14 protein-coding genes are annotated in these 18431 nt (G+C 72.9%); 4 read left to right on the top strand and 10 right to left on the bottom strand.

Annotated elements, in window-relative coordinates:
* Positions 1-115: 115 nt before the first annotated feature.
* Together MOX02_RS06740 and MOX02_RS06735 are read left to right on the top strand one after the other, a co-directional pair.
* Entirely contained in the window at positions 116-1120 is a 1005-nt protein-coding gene (locus MOX02_RS06740) for a 2-hydroxyacid dehydrogenase (RefSeq protein ID WP_147025042.1), read from the top strand.
* Positions 1121-1158: 38 nt separating this feature from the next.
* The gene (locus MOX02_RS06735; protein WP_147025041.1) at positions 1159-1593 is read left to right on the top strand and encodes a cupin domain-containing protein; all 435 of its coding nucleotides are present in this window, start codon (positions 1159-1161) and stop codon (positions 1591-1593) included.
* Positions 1594-1630: 37 nt separating this feature from the next.
* On the opposite strand, the gene MOX02_RS06730 is transcribed toward MOX02_RS06735, so the two are convergent.
* A complete protein-coding gene (locus MOX02_RS06730) occupies positions 1631-2947 on the bottom strand; it encodes a flavin monoamine oxidase family protein (protein ID WP_147025040.1) in 1317 nt (438 codons plus the stop codon).
* 49 nt (positions 2948-2996) lie between these two features.
* Positions 2997-3926 (bottom strand): Kelch repeat-containing protein, encoded by a 930-nt coding sequence (locus MOX02_RS06725; protein WP_147025039.1) that lies wholly within the window; start codon positions 3924-3926, stop codon positions 2997-2999.
* 142 nt (positions 3927-4068) lie between these two features.
* Between MOX02_RS06725 and MOX02_RS06720 the strand changes: the two genes are divergently transcribed.
* Positions 4069-4788, top strand: a complete 720-nt coding sequence (locus MOX02_RS06720; RefSeq protein WP_147025038.1) for a sulfate transporter family protein — start codon at positions 4069-4071, stop codon at positions 4786-4788.
* A gap of 7 nt (positions 4789-4795) precedes the next feature.
* Here the strand turns inward: MOX02_RS06720 and MOX02_RS06715 are convergent, their stop codons facing one another.
* The 5 genes from MOX02_RS06715 to ptsP all read right to left on the bottom strand — a co-directional run bounded on the left by MOX02_RS06715 (position 4796) and on the right by ptsP (position 13147).
* Positions 4796-5959, bottom strand: a complete 1164-nt coding sequence (locus MOX02_RS06715; RefSeq protein WP_147025037.1) for a complex I NDUFA9 subunit family protein — start codon at positions 5957-5959, stop codon at positions 4796-4798.
* Between the two features lie 187 nt (positions 5960-6146).
* Positions 6147-7646: a carbohydrate porin gene (locus MOX02_RS06710; RefSeq protein ID WP_147025036.1), complete on the bottom strand. Its 1500-nt coding sequence runs from the start codon at positions 7644-7646 to the stop codon at positions 6147-6149.
* A 161-nt stretch (positions 7647-7807) separates the two neighbouring features.
* Positions 7808-9544: a fructose-specific PTS transporter subunit EIIC gene (locus MOX02_RS06705; RefSeq protein WP_147025035.1), complete on the bottom strand. Its 1737-nt coding sequence runs from the start codon at positions 9542-9544 to the stop codon at positions 7808-7810.
* Positions 9545-9644: 100 nt separating this feature from the next.
* Positions 9645-10598 (bottom strand): 1-phosphofructokinase, encoded by a 954-nt coding sequence (gene pfkB / locus MOX02_RS06700; RefSeq protein ID WP_147025034.1) that lies wholly within the window; start codon positions 10596-10598, stop codon positions 9645-9647.
* Positions 10595-13147 (bottom strand): phosphoenolpyruvate--protein phosphotransferase, encoded by a 2553-nt coding sequence (gene ptsP / locus MOX02_RS06695; RefSeq protein WP_147025033.1) that lies wholly within the window; start codon positions 13145-13147, stop codon positions 10595-10597. Before ptsP ends, pfkB begins: the two co-directional genes overlap by 4 nt.
* Positions 13148-13312: 165 nt before the next feature.
* On the opposite strand from ptsP, the gene MOX02_RS06690 reads away from it, so the two are divergent.
* Complete coding sequence (locus MOX02_RS06690) at positions 13313-14293, top strand: LacI family DNA-binding transcriptional regulator (RefSeq protein WP_147025032.1); 981 nt, start codon at positions 13313-13315, stop codon at positions 14291-14293.
* Between the two features lie 3 nt (positions 14294-14296).
* On the opposite strand, the gene MOX02_RS06685 is transcribed toward MOX02_RS06690, so the two are convergent.
* From MOX02_RS06685 to MOX02_RS06675, 3 genes are all read right to left on the bottom strand, one after another.
* Positions 14297-15964 (bottom strand): ABC transporter permease, encoded by a 1668-nt coding sequence (locus MOX02_RS06685; protein WP_147025092.1) that lies wholly within the window; start codon positions 15962-15964, stop codon positions 14297-14299.
* Between the two features lie 114 nt (positions 15965-16078).
* On the bottom strand, positions 16079-17101 hold the full coding sequence (locus MOX02_RS06680) for an extracellular solute-binding protein (protein WP_147025031.1): 1023 nt from the start codon (positions 17099-17101) through the stop codon (positions 16079-16081).
* Between the two features lie 166 nt (positions 17102-17267).
* Positions 17268-18335 (bottom strand): ABC transporter ATP-binding protein, encoded by a 1068-nt coding sequence (locus MOX02_RS06675; protein ID WP_147025030.1) that lies wholly within the window; start codon positions 18333-18335, stop codon positions 17268-17270.
* Positions 18336-18431: the final 96 nt, after the last annotated feature.

The following is an 18431-nucleotide window of genomic DNA, read 5'->3' as shown; positions in this document are numbered from 1 at the left end:
CTGGTTAACGGAGCTTGAAGCCGCATCGCCGCGCGTCGAGGCCGGCCGGCGGAACCGGCCGAGCCCGAGACGCGTCGATGTCGAGGCCAAGCCGCGCATCGGCGGGGGAGGAGAGATGTCGTCGTTGAAGCGCAAGCCGCTCGTCGTGGTGACGCGGCGCCTGCCGGACGTCGTCGAGACGCGCATGCGCGAGCTCTTCGACACACGCCTCAACCACGAGGACAAGCCGCTCTCGCAGGAGGCCATGGCCGCGGCGATGCGCGAGGCCGACGTGCTCGTGCCCACCGTGACGGACGAGATCGATTCCGGCCTCCTGGCGCAGGCGGGCCCGAATCTCCGGCTGATCGCGAATTTCGGCAACGGCGTCGATCACATCGACGTCGGCGTCGCGCTGGAGCGCGGCATCACCGTCACCAACACGCCCGGCGTCCTCACGGAGGACACCGCCGACATGACCATGGCGCTCATCCTCGCCGTGGCGCGCCGCGTCACCGAGGGTGCCCGCATCATCCCGGACGATTCCTGGGACGCCGGATGGTCGCCGACCTGGATGCTCGGCCGCCGCATCACCGGCAAGCGCCTCGGCATCGTCGGCATGGGCCGCATCGGCCAGGCGCTCGCCCGGCGCGCCCGCGCCTTCGGCCTCTCGATCCACTACCACAACCGCCGCCGGGTGCCGTCCCCGATCGAGACCAGCCTCGACGCGACCTACTGGGAATCCCTCGACCAGATGCTGGCGCGGGTCGACATCGTCTCGATCAACTGCCCGCACACGCCTGCGACCTACCACCTGCTCTCGGCCCGGCGCCTGAAGCTCCTGAAGCCGGAGGCGATCGTCGTGAACACCGCCCGCGGCGAGGTCATCGACGAGAACGCGCTGGCGCGTCTGATCGAGGCGGGCGAGATCTCGGGGGCCGGCCTCGACGTGTTCGAGCAGGAGCCCGCCGTGAGCCCGCGGCTCGTCAAGCTCGCGCGCGGCGGCAAGGTGGTCCTCCTGCCCCACATGGGCTCGGCCACCTTCGAGAGCCGCGTCGACATGGGCGAGAAGGTCATCATCAACATCAAGACCTTCATGGACGGGCACCGGCCGCCGGACCGCATCCTGCCGAGCATGCTCTGAGGCGCGGCATTCCGCACGGGGATGGGGAGGACGAGGGCATGAGCGGCACCGGGTCGAGCGTTCCCGAGCGGCTCTCGCACGCGGTCTTCGACGTGGCCGCGGCGGCCGCGGGCCTGCCGGAGACCTCGGCGACCATGGTCGCCGACCATCGCTTCACTGAGGATGCGGCGGCGAGCGCACGGGTCTTCCGCGTCTACAGGCCGACGCCGCCCCACACCCACGCGAGCTGCGACGAGTACCTCTACGTCCTGACTGGGCGCTGCCGGATGAAGTTCGGCGACGAGGCGCCGGTCGAGGTCGGGCCCGGCAAGCTCGTGGTGTTCAAGCGGGACGTCGTCCACTCCGTGCCCGAGATCCTGGAAGAGCCGCTGGTCTTCCTGTCGGTCGACACGCCGCGCCGCGAGCCGCGCGACATCCGCTTCGTCACGGAGGGGACGGGCACGCCCGACACCTTCATGCGCCAGCCGGACTGAGCGGCCGCGCCGCCCGCTCAGGCGTTCGCCAACGCCCCTACGCCGCTGCGGCCCGGAGCCCGCTCGCGATCGCGTCGGCGGCCCGCGTGCCCTCCTCGTAGGCGCCGCCCACCGTCCCCCATTGCAGCCGCGACAGGGCCTCGCCCGCAAACCACAGGCGCTCTCCCACCGAGGCACGGAGCAGCGTCCGCGCCCCGGCATGGCCCGGCGGCACCACCGCCCAGGAACCCCGCGACCAGGGATCGTGCCGCCACGCGCTGACGGCGGGAATCGCCAGGTCGCGCAGGCGGGCGTGGCCGAAATGCTCGGCGAGCACCGCGCGCGCGAAGCGGCGCACGCCGTCCTCGCCGCCTCCGCGGGCGTCGACAGCCCTGGCAGCCGGCGCATCGAGCTCGAAATAGTGGAACGGCGTGCCGTCGATGCGAGAGAGGAGACCCGGCGGCTTGTGGCGCCCGCCGACGATGCTGGCGAGCCGGTCCGCGCCCCGGAAGGGGCTCGACGGCCAGTGCAGCACGGCGTGCTCGTAGATGCCGGAGAGGAATCCGTCGATCGCCGCCCGCACCGGCCCGGGCAGGGCGGGCACGAAGGTGACGCTGTCGCGCAGCACCATCACCGGCACGGTCACCAGCACGGCGCGCGCGGACAGGCTGCGCCCGTCCGCCGTCTCGACCCGCACGCCGCGACCGCCCCAGGTGACGCGTGTGACGGGGCAGGAGAGGGCGATCGGCAGGCCCTGCGCGAGCCGCGCCAGAAAGGCACCGTAGCCGCCGGCCAGGAAGAAGTTGTCGCCGTACTCCATGCTCGGGAAGTCGTGGAGGGAGACCCTACCGAGGGGCTGCCCCGAAACGAGGCCGTGGACCCGCGCCACGCGCTCGGCCCAGGGGCCGAGGCCCGGCGGCAGCGCGGAGGCTGCGGCCCTGTCCGGACCGCCCTCGGCGGCCCCCGCCGTCATGGCGCGGTCGGCGAGCGCGAAGGCTCGGGCCGAGGCTGCGGCCTCGTCCGGGCGCCCCGGCCGGCGCCCGACCCAGACGTGACTCTCCTGCGGCGCGCGACGCAGGGGCTCGCCCCGCGCCTGCCCGAGGGCGACCAGCGGGTTGATCGGCCCGGCATGCAGCCAGTGCGCGCCGAGATCGATCGCGTGCCCGCGCAGCGACGTCGTGAGCGCCCTGCCGCCGACCCGGGGACGGGCCTCCAGCACGGCCACGCGGACGCCCCGCTCCAGAAGGCGCCGCGCTGCCGCGATGCCCGCGGCGCCCGCCCCGATCACGATCACGTCGGAGGCGGAGGGAAGGGGGACGAGGCGCGGCGTCACGCTCGGCCGGAAGCGGGCCTGGGCCGCGGCTTGTCCTGTCATCCTGTGATCCCCGATCATACCCGTCCGGTGCCGCGAGCCGCAGTCTCGCTCACGGCTTGAACACCTCGACCGTGCCGGACTTGTCCCCGCCCGGCTTCGGGCTGCCGACCAGCGTGTAGATGCGTCCGTTGTAGGTCACCGCCCCGAAGCCGTGCCGGGGCGTCGGCAGGGCGGCGAGCCCGCGCCAGACGTTCTCGGGCAGGTCGTACGCCTCGACGGTGCCGAAGGTCCTGTCGCGCGATTCGCCCCCGATCACGAAGACCTCGCGGCCGAGCACGGTCGAGGCGGTGCCACTGCGGGCGGTCGGCATCGGAGCGGCCTGCGACCATGTCCCGGCCTGCGGGTCGAAGACCTGCGTCGCGTCGAGGTTGCGCCCGGGATCGCCGTCGACGCGGCCCCCTGCGGCCACGATCTTCCCGTCGATCGCCTGCACCGCGAGGTGGTCGCGGGGTGTCGGCAGCGGCGCGGCCTTGGTCCACCTGTCCGTCTGCGGGTCGTAGATCTCGTGGGCCGGGGTGTTGCCGCGGCCCGTGACGCTGCCGCCGACGACGTGGATGCGCGTGCCGACGAGCGCGGCGCCGCCGGCGGCGCGGGGCGTCGGCAGCGGCGCCCGCGGCGTCCAGGCGTCGGTCTTCGGGTCGTATGCAAATGTGTCGGGAACCGCGTTCCAGCCGTTCGTGTACCCGCCGAAGACGTAGATCCTGCCTCCGAACCCGGCCGCCATGGCGTGGTGGACGGGGTAGGGGAAGTGCGCGCCCTTGCTCCAGGTGCCGGTGGCGAGATCGAAGATCAGGAGTTCGGTCGCGCCGTTGTAGTCGCCGATCACGTAGGCCTTGCCGTCGATCGCCGCGACGGCGACCTCCGAGCGCTCGGCCGGCGCGGCGGTGCCGCCGGCCCACGCGCCGATCTCGTGGGCGGGCGCGGGCACCGCCGGCAGGAGCAGGGCGAGGCAGAGGGCGAGCGGACCTGTGCGGCGCATGGGTGCGATCCTTCCGTCGATCGGCGCGGACGGCACGAGAACGCGGCAGGGCGACGAAAGTGCGCGCCCGCGATTGCGGGCTTGCACTTCGGGCCCCGCCTCCTCTTTAAGCGCTCGGCCGACATCGGAGAGGAGCCCCGGCATGCTCATCCAAGCCGCCTTCGCCGCGCTGCGGCAGGTCTTCTCGGCGCCCCTGCGCGCGATCCTCTGGAAATCGCTCGGCATGACGGTGGGGCTCCTCCTGCTGATCTGGTTCGGGCTGACCCGGCTGATCCAGTGGTTCCAGGCGAGCCACCACATCTCCGCCGACTACCCGTTCCTCGACACGCTGGCCTTCTTCCTCGCGGGCGCGGGCCTGTTCGTGGCGCTCGCCTACATCATGCCGGCGGTCTCGATCCTGGTGGCGGGCTTCTTCCTCGACGATGCCGCCGAGATCGTCGAGCGCACGGACTTCCCCGGCGAGCCGACGGGCCAGGCTCTTCCGGCGGGGACGGCGCTCCTCTACGCGGCGCGCTTCGCGGGGCTCGCGCTCCTCGTGAACCTCGTGGCCCTGATCCTGTTCTTCGTGCCGGTCGTCGGGCTCGTGGCCTTCTTCGCGGCCAACGCCTACCTGCTCAGCCGGGAGTATTTCGAGACCGCCGCGGCCCGCTTCCGGCCGCTCGACGAGGCCGCCGCCATGCGGCGCCACTTCGGCGGCACCACGCTGGCGGCGGGCTGCCTGCTGGCCGGGATGATGGTGGTGCCGGTGGTGAACCTGCTGACGCCGCTCTTCGGCATCGCGCTGATGGTCCACGTCCACAAGGCGCTGAGCCGGCGCGGGCCCGCACTCGCGGCGCCCGCCCGGGCCGGGCAGATCCGCTGAGGGTCGGTCAGCGCCGGCTGCCCCAGCGGCTGCCCATGCGGCTCGGGTTGGCCGCGTTCGGACCGATCGAGGGACCGCTGGCGCGCTTCGGGCGGTGCTGCGAGCCCTCGCCCATCGGCTCCGGGCTGATCGTGTCCGGCACCTCGGCCTCGGCCTCCGTGCCGCGCCCGGTGGCGAATTGGCCGGCCTTCCGGAAGCGCCAGAGGTAGCCCGGCACCACGGCCTCGGCGGCGGTCGGCGTGATGCCGAGCGCCTCCAGGGTGCGGCCCTCGGCCTTCGCGGCCTCCGAGACCACGTTGTCGGTCTGCAGCAGGATCACCTGATCGCGGGTGAGCTTCAGCTCGTCCGGCAGGAGGCCGAGGGTCAGCGTGTTGGCGATCTCCATGGCCCGGGCCTGGATCTTGGCGACCGGCAGCGGCAGGGCGACGACCGCGCGTCGGCGCTGCGTCGTCTCCAGCATGTAGCGGACGAGGTGCTCCAGGGTGGCGACCTCGGGGCCGCCGAACTCGTAGACCTTCCCCGCCGGCACGCGGCCCTCGACGGCCCGCGCGATCGCCTCGGCGACGTCGCCCACGAAGACGGGCTGGAAGCGGGTCTCGGCGCCCGCGAGCGGCAGCACCGGCAGCGCCCGGGCGAGGCTCGCGAAGCGGTTGAAGAAGCTGTCGCCCGGCCCGAAGATCAGGGAGGGGCGGACCACGATGGCGTCCGGGCAGGCGGCGAAGACCTGGGCCTCGCCCTCCGCCTTGGTGCGCGCGTAGGCCGAGGCCGAGTCGGGATCGGCGCCGATCGCCGAGACCTGGATCATCGCCGCGCCGGCCTTCGCGGCCTCGCGCGCGATCACGCCCGCGCCCTCGGCCTGGAGACGCGAGAAGCTCTGGGCGCCGGTCTCCTGCAGGATGCCGACGAGGTTGATCACGACGCTGGAGCCCGCGACGGCGCGGGCGACCGAGTCGGGGTAACGGAGGTTCGCCTGGACGGCCACGATCTGCCCGACCTTGCCGAGCGGCTGCAGGAACAGGGCGAGGTCCGGCCGGCGCACCGCGACGCGGATCCGGTAGCCGCGCTTGGCCAGCGCCCGGACCACGTGGCGCCCGAGGAAGCCGGACCCGCCGAAGATCGTGACGAGCTGCGAGGTGGGCCGTGTCAGGGGCAGGGTGTCGAAGCCGGTCATCGCCTGTTCTCGATGCTTTTCGCCGGGCGCGGGCGCCTGCGATCGAGGGGCTGTTTAGACCAATTTGAGCCGATGGGGAGCCGGATCGGGATACGAAATGCGCCGTCCGGTCCGGAAGTGTGGGGAATCGCGGCCTCTCCGTCGTCCCGGGTCGCCGCCGACCTCCCGGGACGGCGCCTCGCCGGCCTCAGGGGCTGCCGGGGCCCTTGGCGAGGCCGGCCAGGGTGAAGAGGTCGACCGAGAGCTTGGCGCCGACCACGAAGGCGTCCGGGATGTTCCGGGTGCGGAAGGGAAAGCGGGTCTGGTCAGGGTTGATGATGTACTGCAGGTTCGGCGTCAGCCGGATCGCGGGCGTGACCTGGATACCGTAGTTCAGCTCCATCATGATCTGCTGGGTCGGGATGGTCCGGTTGATGCCCTGGAAAGCCTGCGCGAGGTTGATGTTGGCGAGCCCGAGCGAGCTGAACTTCTGGGTGTTGATGACGAAGCCCACCGTGTCGTAGGGCCGCCCCGCGAAGGTACCCGTCTGAAGGGCGCCGATCTCCAGGAAGTAGTCCTCGATCAGCCGGCCCGAGGTGCCGGCCATCGCCACGCCGAACAGGGTCAGGCCCTGCGGCGCGGTCGGATCGGGGCGCCAGACCATCTGGTCGAAGCGGGCGTAGACGCCCGAGCGGCCGAACCGCGTGGCGGAGGGCAGCCCGCTGAGGACGGCGGCGCCCCCGCGCACGTCGCGCACCGGGTCCGGGTAGTCCGAGGCGTCGTACCAGCCGCCGATGCCGTAGTTGCGCGGCAGCAGGTCGTTGGCGAAGGTCGTCGAGTAGCCGAGCTCGAACGGCACGATCGCGCCGGTGGCGCCCTTCGTTGAGAAATCGAGGCCGTTGTCGCCGGGCTGCTGGTGGAGCGGGTTCACCTCGTAGGCGCCCGCGTGGACGAACACCGTGTCGGTGAGCCACGCCTTGGCGTGGCCGCCCCAGCTCGCCACAGGCCAGAAGGTGAAGTTCGAGGTCTTGAAGACGAAGGTTGGATTTCCGCAGGCTGAATTCGTCTGGAAGTTGCAGTAGATCGGCGAGTTCAGGAAGGCGATGTTGGCGACCAGGCGCCCGACCTCGATGTCGATCCGGTTGTCGAACAGCTTCTGCTGGTAGCTGAACAGGGTCAGGCGGGTGGTCTGGCCGCCGCCGAAGATCTCCTGCACGCTGGTGTTGTTGCCGATGAAGTCGTTGGCGAGGCTGCGCCCGTGGCGGTTCGTGACCGCGATGTGGAGCGAGCCGCCGTCGATTCCGGCGAGCCGGTTCAGGTCGGCGTCGATGCCGAAGAAGAGCTGGCCCGCCCAGGCCGAGCCCTGCCGGATGCCGCCGACCGGGTTGATGGCGCCCTGGCCCGTGTAGTTGAGCAGGAAGCTGAGGCCGTTGCCGAGATCGAAGGTGCCCGGCGGCAGGGTCGGCGGCGTCGCCGTCTGCCCCAGCGTGTCGGCCGCGGCCGCGACGGTGTCGGCTTCGTCGAGCCCCTGTCCGCCCCCCGGCGGAAGCGGAGCCCGGCGCAGGCGAGCCGCCGGCCGCTGGACGGTCCCCGGTACCGCGATGCCGGTTCCTCCCTCCGGCGGCGCGGTCTGCGCCTGCGCGGGCGCGGCGATCCCGCCGGCCGAGCACAGGCCCAGCGCGGCGAGCAGCAGACGATGTCCCTTCATGTCCTATCCCCCGATGAGACCCTGATTATTTTCTGTCCCGGTCTTCGCCGGCTTGATAAAGATATTGAATTTCGGACAGTTTCTGTTCAGATTCCGGAACGTTCATTTGATTTGATCAAGACTAGACCCGATGCGCCGCGCGCGTCCGTGTCGTCGCGGCCTCACGCCACCCGTTTCTTCAGGAGGCCCACCATGAGTGCGGTCACCACCGTGCCGGCGATCAGCGCGATCACGGCGCCCGTCAGGTTCGTCACGGCGTTCGGGATCGGCAGGACGAACAGCCCGCCATGCGGCACCTTCAGCTCGACGCCGAGGCTCAGCGCGATGGCGCCGGCGATGGCCGAGCCCGCCACCATCGAGGGGATCACCCGCAGCGGGTCGGCCGCGGCGAAGGGGATCGCGCCCTCGGTGATGAAGGCCGCGCCGAGCACCGCGGCGGCGCCGCCGGCCTCGCGCTCCGGCTTCGTGAAGCGGTTGGGGAAGAGCCGGGTGGCCAGCGCGATCCCGAGGGGCGGCGTCATGCCGCCGATCATCACCGCGGCCATCGGGGCGTAGACGCCCGAGGAGATCAGGGCGGCGGAGGAGGCGTAGGCCGCCTTGTTGATCGGGCCTCCCATGTCGACGGCCATCATGCCGCCGAGCACGAGGCCGAGCACCAGAGCGCCGGCCCCCTGCATGCCCTTGAGCCAGCCGGTGAGCGCCGCGAGGATCGCGGCCACGGGCACGCCGACCACGTAGACCATCAGGAGTCCGGTCACGAGGGTGGCGAGCAGGGGCAGGATCAGGACGGGCTTCAGCCCCTCCAGGTTCTTGTGCAGGCGGATGTGCTCGTTGAGGAAGCGCGCGGTGTAGCCCGCGATGAAGCCCGCCGCGATGCCGCCGAGGAAGCCAGCCTGGAGGTTGGCCGCCAGCATGCCGCCGATCATGCCGGGCGCGATGCCGGGCCGGTCGGCGATCGAGTAGGCGATGTAGCCCGCGAGCGCCGGGACGATCAGGGCGAAGGCGCCCTTGGCGCCGATCTCGCCGAGGGCGTAGCCGAGCGTGCCGGCGTTGCCGGGCGCCATGGCGTCGATGCCGCCGAAGGCGAAGGCGAGCGCGATGAGTAGGCCGCCCGCCACCACGAAGGGCAGCATGAACGAGACGCCCGTCATCAGGTGCTTGTAGGCGCCGGCCTTTCTCTCGGCGGCGGCCGGCCGGGCCGGACCCTCCGCCTTCGCCTCGGCCTCGCCCGCCGCCTGCAGCCGGGCCTCGGCGAGCGCGGTGGCGATCAGCCCCTTGCCGTCGCGGATCGCCGCCTTGGTGTTCGTGGCGTAGACGCGCTTGCCGGAAAAGCGCGCGCGGTCGACGCCGGTATCGGCGGCGATCAGGACGATGTCGGCCGCCGCGATCTCGGGCGCGGTCAGCGCGTCGCGGGCGCCGACCGACCCCTGCGTCTCCACGCGGACCTCGTGGCCGAGCGCCTGGGCGGCGCTCTGGATGCCCTCGGCCGCCATGAAGGTGTGGGCGATGCCGGTGGGGCAGGAGGTGATGGCGACGATCCGCTTCGGGCCGGCGGCCGCCGCGGCCGCCGCGCCCTCGGCCCCAGGCTTCTCGCCCGCGCCGCCGAGCACACGGTCGATGACCGCGTTGACGTCGGTCAGCACGTCCTCGATCGCGACCTTGGCGCGGCGCAGAGCCCCGAACCGGCCCTCGCCGAGATCGCCCGAGCCGACGAGGAGCACCGCCTCGGCTTGCCGGATCGCGGATTCGGGCAGCGCGTTGCCGCTGGTGCCGGGGCCGCGCAGTTCCAGCGCGATCGGCTGGTTGCGCCGCCCCGCGGCCTTGCGCAGGGCCTCGACCGCGAGGACGGCGTGGGTCGAGAGGTCTCCGCCTCCCACCACCGCCAAGAGCTGTGCCATCGTCTCCTCCTGGAATTCGTCTCGGTGCGTTCGCGATGCGACGGGCGCGGATTTCGGATCGTGATCGGGCGTGCTCAGTCGGGCACGGTCGACGGCCCCGTCAGGGCCGGATCTCCTCGACCGCGATCGTCGCGGCGATCGCCTCAATCTCGGGTCGCGGCGGCAGGTTCGCGCCGGGCTTCGTGAGCTTGCCGGCCGCGAAGGCGAGGGCGAGCCGCGCCGTGTCGGGCAGGTCGAGGCCCGAGTAGAGGGCGGCCACGAGGCCGGCGACGAGTGCGTCCCCTGCCCCGACCGTGCTCGCGACCTGCATCGCGGGCGGGCGGGCGTGGAGCACCGCGTCCTGCGCGGCGAGGAGGGCGCCGTCGGCGCCCATCGAGACCGCGACGTGCGGGATTCCGCGCCGGACGAGGCCGCGGGCGGCCTCGGCGATCTCGGGCAGGCCCGCGAGCGGGCGGCCCGCCCACTCCTCGAGCTCGTGCCGGTTCGGCTTGATCAGGTGGGGCAGGGCGGCCGGCTCGGCCGCGAGCGCGGCGGCCAGCGCCGGGCCCGAGGCGTCGAGCACGACGCGGGCGCCGCGCGCCCGCAGGTCGCGGGTCAACCGGGCGTAGGTCTCGGCCGGCAGGCTTCCCGGCAGGCTGCCGGCGAGCACGACGAGCGTGTCGTGCCCCGTCATGTCGGCGAGCACGGCGCGGACCGCGTCGAGAGTGCCCGGCGTCACCGCGAGGCCCGGCAGGTTCACGTCTGTGGTGTCGGAGGTGGCGAGATCGAGGAGCTTCAGGTTGGTGCGCGTCTCGCCCGCGATCCAGACGAAGCGGTCGTCGATGCCCTTCTGCGCCAAGCACTCCTCGAAGGGCGCGGCGTTGTCCTGGCCGAGGATCCCGGTGGCGGCGACGGGTATCCCCCAGTCGGCGAGGCAGCGCGCGACGTTGACGCCCTTGCCGCCCGCGTCGGAGCGCAAAGCCGTCGCGCGGTGCACGGCGCCGGGGACGAGGCGCTCCAGCGTGACCGTCTGGTCGATCGCCGGGTTGAGGGTGAGTGTGACGACGGCGCTCATGCGGCACCTCCGATTTCCGGTGCGTCGAGGGCGCGGACGGCCGCCGCGTCCTCCTGGGCGCAGGCCTGGGCGGCGAGCGCCCTCAGCTCGCCCATCTCCACCGCGCGCAGGCGCGCCTTCACGCCGGGCAGGTCGCGGGGCGTCATCGAGAGCTCGTGGACGCCGAGGCCCGCGAGGAGGCAGGCCCCGAACGGATCGCCCGCGATGCCGCCGCAGACGCCGACGAACCGCTTGTGCCGGGCCGCGCCCTCGCATGTCATGTGGATGAGCCGCAGAACCGCCGGGTGGAGGGAATCGGCTTCCGGTGCCAGCTCGGTGTTCTGCCGGTCGATCGCCAGCGCGTACTGGGTGAGGTCGTTGGTGCCGATCGAGAAGAAGTCGCAGTGCCGGGCGAGCACGTCCGCCTGGATCGCGGCGGCGGGCACCTCGATCATGATGCCGAGCGGCACGTCGGGAGCGCCGATCTCGGCGCGGATGCGCTCGCAGGCCTCGCGCAGGCGCAGCACCTCCGGCACCGAGGTGATCATCGGCATCATGATGGAGAGCGGGGCGTCCTTGCCGGCCGCGGCATCCGGGCCGACGCACTCCCTGGCGGCCCGGTAGAGCGCGCGAAGCTGAGGCTCCATCAGGTCGGGCCGGCGCAGCAGGAGGCGGGCGCCGCGCACCCCGAGGAAGGGGTTCTCCTCGCGCGGAAGGTGCAGGTGCGCCACCTGCTTGTCGCCGCCGATGTCGAGTGTGCGCACGATGAGCGGGCGCCCGTCGAGAGCCCGGAGCATGTCGCGGTAGGTCTCGAACTGCTCGTCCTCGCTCGGGCTCTGGCCGCGCTCCAGGAACAGGAACTCGGTGCGCATCAGGCCGACGCCCTCCGCGCCCTGGTCGAGAGCGAAGGGGACCTGCTCCGGATTGTTGACGTTGGCGCCGATGGCGATGACGTGCCCGTCCCGGGTGCGGGCCGGCAGCGCCCGCTCGCGGGCCTCCTCCTCGGCCTTCTCGCGCTGGCGCTCCCGCCACACCCCGGCGGAGGCGGCATCGGCCTCGCTCGGGTCGAGGTAGAAGCGGCCCGTGGTTCCGTCGAGGATCGCGGGCGTGCCGTTGGCGAGCCCGAGGAGGCCGGCTCCGCCCGCGACCATCGCGGGGATGCCGAGGGTGCGCGCCAGGATCGCGGTGTGGGAGGTGGGGCCGCCCTGCGCGGTGGCGAGGCCGATCACCCGGGCCGGGTCGAGACCGGCGGTGTCCGAGGGCGCGAGATCCGGGGCGATCAGGATGCAGGGCTCGTCCGGCAGGTCGTGCCCGCTCTTCAGAGCCGGGTCGATCTGCGCGAGGACGCGCCGGCCGACGTCGCGCAGGTCCGCGGCGCGGCCGGCGAGGACGGGGTTGCCGAGCGCGGCGAGCTGGCCCGCGAGGCGCTCCACCGCCTGGTTCCAGGCATAGGCCACGCCGTGGCCCTCGACCATGAGCTGGCAGGCCAGGGTGATCAGGTCGGTGTCGGCGATCAGCTCCGCCTGCGCCCGGAAGATGCCGGCATCGGCCTTGCCGAGGCGGCGCTCGGTGTCGTCGGCCAGTGCCTTCAGCTGGTCCGCCGTCGCCGCGAGCGCCCCGTGCAGGCGGTCGCCGCCGCTCGTCAGGGGCTCGGGCTCGTCCGGCACCGCGACCTCGGCGGCGGCGAGAACGTGGACCGGGCCGATCGCGATACCGGGGCTCGCGCCGATGCCGGGCAGGACGCGGGGCGCGTCCGACGGGTTCCACCCCGCGACCGGGCCCGCGGCTTTCGCGGCGGCCTCGGCCGAGCGCTGCGCGGCCGCCTTCTCGCCGGCGCTGAGGCCCGTGACGGCCGCACACATCCTCGCGAGCGCGCCGGCCTCGTCGTCGCCCTCGGCGGAGATCACGACCTCGTCGCCGCAGCGCAGGCCGAGCTGCAGCAGCGCGATCAGGTTCTTGGCGTCGGCCACCTGCGAATCGTGCCGGACCTGGATCCGCGCCGCGCAGCCGCGGGCGGTCTCGACCCAGTGCGAGGCCGGCCGCGCGTGCAGCCCGGTCGGGTAGTCGACCGTCCAGTCGAAGCGCTGGCTGAGGTCCGTGGCGGGGCCCGCGGCAGATGGGGCGGCCGAATCCTCGGTCAGCGCCTGGACGATCTCCTCCTGGCGGTCGGTGGCGCGCAGGCGCTCCAGCCGGGCCTCGTCCTGGATCAGCCGGGTCAGCCGGCGCAGGACGGTGATGTGGGTGTCGGACTGGGCCGCGATGGCGACAACCAGGTGCGCGGTCTGCCCATCGTGCCACTCGAGGCCGCCGGGCACCTGCAGGACGGCGAGCCCGCTCTGCCGGACGAGGTGCCGGTCGTCGACCATGCCGTGCGGGATAACGACACCGTGACCGAGGTAGGTGTTCGCGACCTCCTCGCGGCGGAGCATGCTCTCCCCGTAGGCCGGATCGATGCAGCCGGCCGCGCTGAGGAGCTGGGCCGCCTCGCGGATGGCGGCTTCCTTGTCCTTCGGCGCGGTGCCCATGCGGATGAGCAGGCGGGGCGTCAGGTTCGGTGTCGGCGCGAGCATGGCGTGCTCCTCCCGGATCGTTGTCCGCTTCCTTGTTGGGCCTACTGAAAACGTTTTCAGCGGTTCTGTCAACCGTTACAGCGCATCACGCGTCCGTGAGGTCTTGCTGCAGAGTGCAACCCGTGGCAGAACCGCCGGTATGGCGCTGCAAACGTTTCCCGTACCATGAGTGTCGGCATCCGCGATGTGGCCCGCGCGGCGGGCGTCTCGACGGCGACGGTGTCCCGCGCGCTCGGGCGCGGCCCTGTCAGCGACGCGCTGCGGGAGCAGGTCGAGGCGGCGGTCCGCGCCACGGGCTACCGGCCGAACCTCTCGGCCCGGCGCCTGCGCTCGCAGACGACGCGGACGATCGGCCTGATCGTGGCCGACATCCGCAACCCGTTCTTCACGGCGGTGAGCCGCGCCGTGGAGGACGCCGCCTACCAGGCCGGCCTGCGGGTGATCCTCTGCAACACGGACGAGGATGCCGAGCGCGAGGCGATGTACCTGCGCCTGATGGAGGAGGAGCGGGTCACCGGCGTGATCTTCGCGCCGACCCGCGCGACCGCGCAGGCGATGAAGACGGGCGGCGACTTTCCCGTGGTGCTGATCGACCGCTCCGGGCCGCCCGGCGCGCACGACAGCGTCGTCCTCGACAACATCGCGGCCTCGGCCGCCCTCGTCGACCATCTCGTCGCGCAGGGCTACGGGCGGATCGGCGGCCTGTTCGGCTCCACGAGCTCTACCGCCCAGGAGCGTCGCGCCGGGTACGAGGCGGCGATGGCCCGCCACGGGCTGGCGCCCGTCGCGCAGGCCTGCCTGCCGAACGCGGCCGCGGCGGAGGAGGCGGCGGCGCGCTGGCTCGCGGAGGTCGGGCGGCCCGAGGCGCTGATCGTCTCGAACGGCCTCATGCTGATGGGTGCCGTGCGGGCGGCGCGCCGGCTCGCCCTGCCGATCCCCGGCGCGCTGGCGCTGGCGGGCTTCGACAACGAGCCCTGGACCGAACTCCTCGACCCCGGCCTGACGGTTATCGAGCAGCCGGTGGCCGAGATCGGCGCGCAGGCCATGAGCCTGCTGTTCGATCGGCTCAAGAACCCGGACCAGCCCGTGCGCAAGGTCGTGCTCAGCGGGCGGCCGGTCCTGCGCGGCTCGACGCGCAGGGGCTGAGCGTCAGCGCAGGGCCTGCTGGCCGCGGCTGCCGAGCCGGAGCAGGATCGCCACCGGGATCAGCCCGACGATGACGATGAGGAGGGCGGCGACCGCCCCGTCCTCGTAGGTGCCGCGGACCGCCTCGCCGTAGAGGTGCGTCGCCAGGGTCTCGACGTTGAGCGGGCGCAGCAGCAGGGTCGCCGGCAATTCCTTCACGCAATCGACGAAGACGAGGAGCGCCCCGCTCACGAGCGCCGGCCAGGTGAGCGGCAGCTGCACCTGGCCCAGGGTGGCGACGGGCCCGCGCCCGAGCATCCGGGCTGCGTCCGGCAGCGAGGCGGGCACCCGCGACAGGCCCGCCTCGCAGGTCCCGATCGCCACTGCGAGGAAGCGCACGAGGTAGGCTGTGACGAGGGCGCCGCCGGTGCCCAGCCCGATCAGCGCGGGTGCCGCGCCGAACATCGCGGTCGAGGCGGCCGCGAGAGCCGAATCGGCCATCGCGAGAGGCCCGAGCAGGCCGATGGCGAGGATCGTGCCCGGCAGCGCGTAGCCGAGGCTCGCCACGCGGATCAGCGCCGCGCCGGCCCGTCGCGCGATGAGCCGCGGGCTCGCGGCGACGAGGAAGCCGATCGCGCCCGCGATCAGCGTCGCGGCGCCCGCGTAGAGGACGGTGCTGAGGATCTCGCGGGGCAGGGTCTCGGGGATGCCGGCGCGCGCGATCCGGGCGGCGGCGGCGTGCGCGAGGTAGCCCGCCGGGATCAGGAAGCCGAGGGCGACGGGCGTCGCCCCGAGGAGGAAGGCCGCCGCGGCGCGCGAGCCCTTCAGACGTGTCCGGGTGAGGCTGCGCGGGCGCTGCGCGGTGCCGGCGAAGCCGCGCCCGCGCCGGGCCCAGCGCTCGGCTGCGACGAGGCCGATCACCACCACGAGCATCACGAGGGCGATCTGCGCGGCGCCCGGCAGGTCCGAGCGGTTGATCCAGGTGGCGTAGACTTGGACGGTCAGGGTGCGCACCCCGAGGAACTCGGCCGCGCCGATGTCGTTCAGGGCCTCCATCAGGGCGAGGCTCGCGCCGAGCGCCACGGCGGGGCGGGCCATCGGCAACGCCACCCGCGCGAAGACCGCGCGCGGGCCGTGGCCGAGGGTGCGGGCCGCCTCCAGCAGGTTCGCCGCCTGCATCAGGAAGAGCGCCCGCGTCGGCAGGTAGACGTAGGGGTACAGCACGAAGCCGAGGAGCAGGATGCAGCCCGGAAGCGAGCGCAGCTCCGGGAAGGGCAGGTCGCGCGGGCTCGCGAGGCCGAGCGTCTCGCGTAAGGTGGACTGCACCGGTCCGAGCGGGTGCAGCAGGTCGAGATAGGCGAAGGCGACGATGTAGGTCGGCACGGCCATCGGCAGCAGCAGCCCGACCTCGATGAGGCGCCGCCCGGGAAAGTCGTAGGCCGCCACGAGCCACGCCGTCCCGGTACCGATCAGCGTCACCGCGAGGCCGACGCCCGCCAGGAGCCCCGCCGTCTGCAGGATCGCCTGCGGCAGCACGTATTCGAGCAGGTGGGGCCAGAGCTCGCCGGACCCTTGCAGGGCCTCGTAGGCCAGGGAGACGAGGGGGCTCAGCACGAGCCCGGTCAGCGCGAGGCCGGCGGCCACCCAGGCGAGCGGCGGCGCGCGGAGCGTCTGGACGAGCGCCGGGCTCATGAAGGGGCTCGGGACCCGCGCGGGCGGCGAGGTCGTCACGGCGGATGTCTTCACGGCGGATGTCTTGCGGCGCGACGGGTCTCCCCGCCCGATCCGGGCGGGGAGGGGGTGCGCTCAGTTGTCGAAGCCGACCTTGTCGACGAGCAGGCTCGCGGCCTTCCGGTTGCGGGCAATCTCGGCGACCGGCGTGTCGTCGATCTTGAGGGTGCCGAGCTCCACGAGCAGCGGGTCGACGGGCGCGCCGCGCTTCACCGGGTACTCGTAGCCGGTCTGGGCGTAGATGCCCTGGGCCTCGTCCGAGACGAGGAACTCGAGGAGCTTCACCGCCTCGTCGCGGTTCGGCGCGTTCTTGGCGACCGCGGCGCCCGAGACGTTCACGTGGGTCCCGCCGTTCTCGAAGGTCGGCAGCACGACGCGGATCGCCTCGGCCCACTTCACCTGCTCGGGGCCGCCGCGGCCCGAGCGCATCAGGCCGACGTAGTAGGAGTTGCCGAGGCCGATCTCGCAGGTCTCGGCGAGGATGTCGCGCGCTACGTCGCGGTCACCGCCCGCGGGCTTCTTGGCGAGGTTGGCCTTGACGCCCCGCAGCCAGGCCTCGGTTTTCTCCGGCCCGTGCTTGACGAGGTAGTGGGCGATCAGCGCCGTGTTGTAGGGGTGCTGGCCCGGACGCAGGCAGATCTTGCCCTTCCACTTCGGGTCGGCGAGATCCTCGTAGGAGAGGGCCTTGAGATCCGCGTAGTCCTTCGCGTCGGTGTAGGCCACGCGGGCGCGGGTCGAGAGCGAGAACCAGCGGCCGTCGGGATCGCGGAGCGAGGCCGGCACCGCCGCCTCGAGCGCCGGGGACTTCACGGGCTGCGCCAGCCCCCGGTCCACGATCTCGATGAGGTTGCCGATATCGACCGTCATCAGCACGTCGGCGTTGGCGCGCTCGCCCTCCGCGGCCACGCGCTCGGCGAGGCCCTTCTCGACGAAGACGGTGTTCACCTTCACGCCCGTCTTCGCCGTGTAGGCGCCGAGGAGCGGCCGGATCAGGCCCGGCTCCCGGGTGGTGTAGAGGTTGACCTCCGCCGCCTGCACCGCGCCCGCGGCGAACAGACCTCCGCATGCCACAGCAATCCGTGCGACCGAGCCCAGCATGATGCGTCCCTCTCCCTGCCAGCAGGACCTGACCCCTTCCTGCATTGCAGGAGCTTGGGACGCATCACGCAAGAAAAAGCAAGCGCGAAGTATTTGATTTAAAACAGTTAAAAACTGCCGCGTGAAATCCACGGCAGAACTGCCGTTTTCCGATCGAGACGACGATTTAATCCCGCCCGGATTCGAAAATCATCGGGGACCCGTGCGCCTCCAGACCGACCGTCTCGCCCGGTTCGGCCGGGTGGTCGGTCGGCACGGCGAGGCTGAGCGGGGCCGGCAGCCCCTCGACCGCGATCTCGAGCAGGGCGCTGGCCCCGAGGAAGCTGCGCCGCAGGATCCGCCCTGGCACACCGCGGCCGGGCTCCGCGAGGCGGATCGCCTCCGGACGCAGGCAGGCGACGTGATCCGTGCCGTCGGCCGCGCCTCCGGCGTCGAGGCGGCCGAAGGGCGTGTCGAGGCGTCCCTCACGGCAGCGGGCCGGCATCTCGACGAGGTCGCCGAAGAAGCGCGCGACGAAGCGCGAACGCGGCCGGCGGTAGAGATCCTCGCCCGTGCCGACCTGAGCGATGCGGCCCGCCCGCATCAGCGCGATCCGATCGCAGAAGGCGAGGGCCTCCTCGGGGTCGTGGGTGACGAGGAGCGTCGTCGTGCCGGTCCGGCGCAGGAGCCCGAACGTGTCGGCCCGCACCCGGTCGCGGGTGCGCCGGTCGAGGTTCGAGAACGGCTCGTCGAGGAGAAGGATGCGCGGGCCCGGCGCCAGGGCGCGCGCCAGCGCCACGCGCTGGCCCTCGCCGCCGGAGAGCGTCGCCGGGTAGCTCTCGGCCCGGTGCGCGAGCCCGACCTGCTCCAGCCGTCCCGCCGCGATGGCCCGCGCCTCGGCACGGGCGCGGCCGCCGAGGCCGAAGCGCACGTTCTCGGCCACCGTCAGGTGCGGGAACAGGGCGTAGTCCTGGAACATCAGCCCGATGCCGCGGGCCTCCGGCGGCACGCCCGCGTCGACTGCCCGCCCATCGAGCCGGACCACGCCCGCGTCGGCCGATTCGAGGCCCGCGACGACCCGCAGCAGGGTGCTCTTGCCGCAGCCGGAATCGCCGAGCAGCGCCACGACCTCGCCGGCCCGCACCACGAGCGACACCTGGTCGAGGGCCCGCACGGCGCCGAAGCGGCGGCCGACGCCCGCGAGTTCGAGGCGGGGCGGCTCGGGCCGGTCGTCGGCGGCTTCGGTCGGTGTCATCGGCGGGTCCGGTGGCTCGGTCCCGGCTCCTTAACGCATGGTTGGCCGGGAGCAACGCGGCGCGAGCGGGCGCGCCGTGCTAGCGTGGCCGGATGG

Source organism: Methylobacterium oxalidis, from assembly GCF_007992195.1.
Lineage (GTDB): Bacteria > Pseudomonadota > Alphaproteobacteria > Rhizobiales > Beijerinckiaceae > Methylobacterium > Methylobacterium oxalidis.
This window is presented reverse-complemented; position numbering and strand designations above follow the sequence as displayed.

Excerpts from the sequence above, each read along its gene's own strand:
- MOX02_RS06720 (WP_147025038.1), top strand. The coding sequence starts at position 4,069 with ATGCTCATCCAAGCCGCCTTCGCCGCGCTGCGGCAGGTCTTCTCGGCG.
- MOX02_RS06675 (WP_147025030.1), bottom strand. The coding sequence starts at position 18,335 with ATGACACCGACCGAAGCCGCCGACGACCGGCCCGAGCCGCCCCGCCTC.
- MOX02_RS06715 (WP_147025037.1), bottom strand. The coding sequence starts at position 5,959 with ATGACCGGCTTCGACACCCTGCCCCTGACACGGCCCACCTCGCAGCTC.
- MOX02_RS06685 (WP_147025092.1), bottom strand. The coding sequence starts at position 15,964 with ATGAGCCCGGCGCTCGTCCAGACGCTCCGCGCGCCGCCGCTCGCCTGG.
- MOX02_RS06705 (WP_147025035.1), bottom strand. The coding sequence starts at position 9,544 with ATGGCACAGCTCTTGGCGGTGGTGGGAGGCGGAGACCTCTCGACCCAC.
- MOX02_RS06710 (WP_147025036.1), bottom strand. The coding sequence starts at position 7,646 with ATGAAGGGACATCGTCTGCTGCTCGCCGCGCTGGGCCTGTGCTCGGCC.
- MOX02_RS06680 (WP_147025031.1), bottom strand. The coding sequence starts at position 17,101 with ATGCTGGGCTCGGTCGCACGGATTGCTGTGGCATGCGGAGGTCTGTTC.
- MOX02_RS06740 (WP_147025042.1), top strand. The coding sequence starts at position 116 with ATGTCGTCGTTGAAGCGCAAGCCGCTCGTCGTGGTGACGCGGCGCCTG.
- ptsP (WP_147025033.1), bottom strand. The coding sequence starts at position 13,147 with ATGCTCGCGCCGACACCGAACCTGACGCCCCGCCTGCTCATCCGCATG.
- MOX02_RS06690 (WP_147025032.1), top strand. The coding sequence starts at position 13,313 with ATGAGTGTCGGCATCCGCGATGTGGCCCGCGCGGCGGGCGTCTCGACG.
- MOX02_RS06735 (WP_147025041.1), top strand. The coding sequence starts at position 1,159 with ATGAGCGGCACCGGGTCGAGCGTTCCCGAGCGGCTCTCGCACGCGGTC.
- pfkB (WP_147025034.1), bottom strand. The coding sequence starts at position 10,598 with ATGAGCGCCGTCGTCACACTCACCCTCAACCCGGCGATCGACCAGACG.
- MOX02_RS06730 (WP_147025040.1), bottom strand. The coding sequence starts at position 2,947 with ATGACAGGACAAGCCGCGGCCCAGGCCCGCTTCCGGCCGAGCGTGACG.
- MOX02_RS06725 (WP_147025039.1), bottom strand. The coding sequence starts at position 3,926 with ATGCGCCGCACAGGTCCGCTCGCCCTCTGCCTCGCCCTGCTCCTGCCG.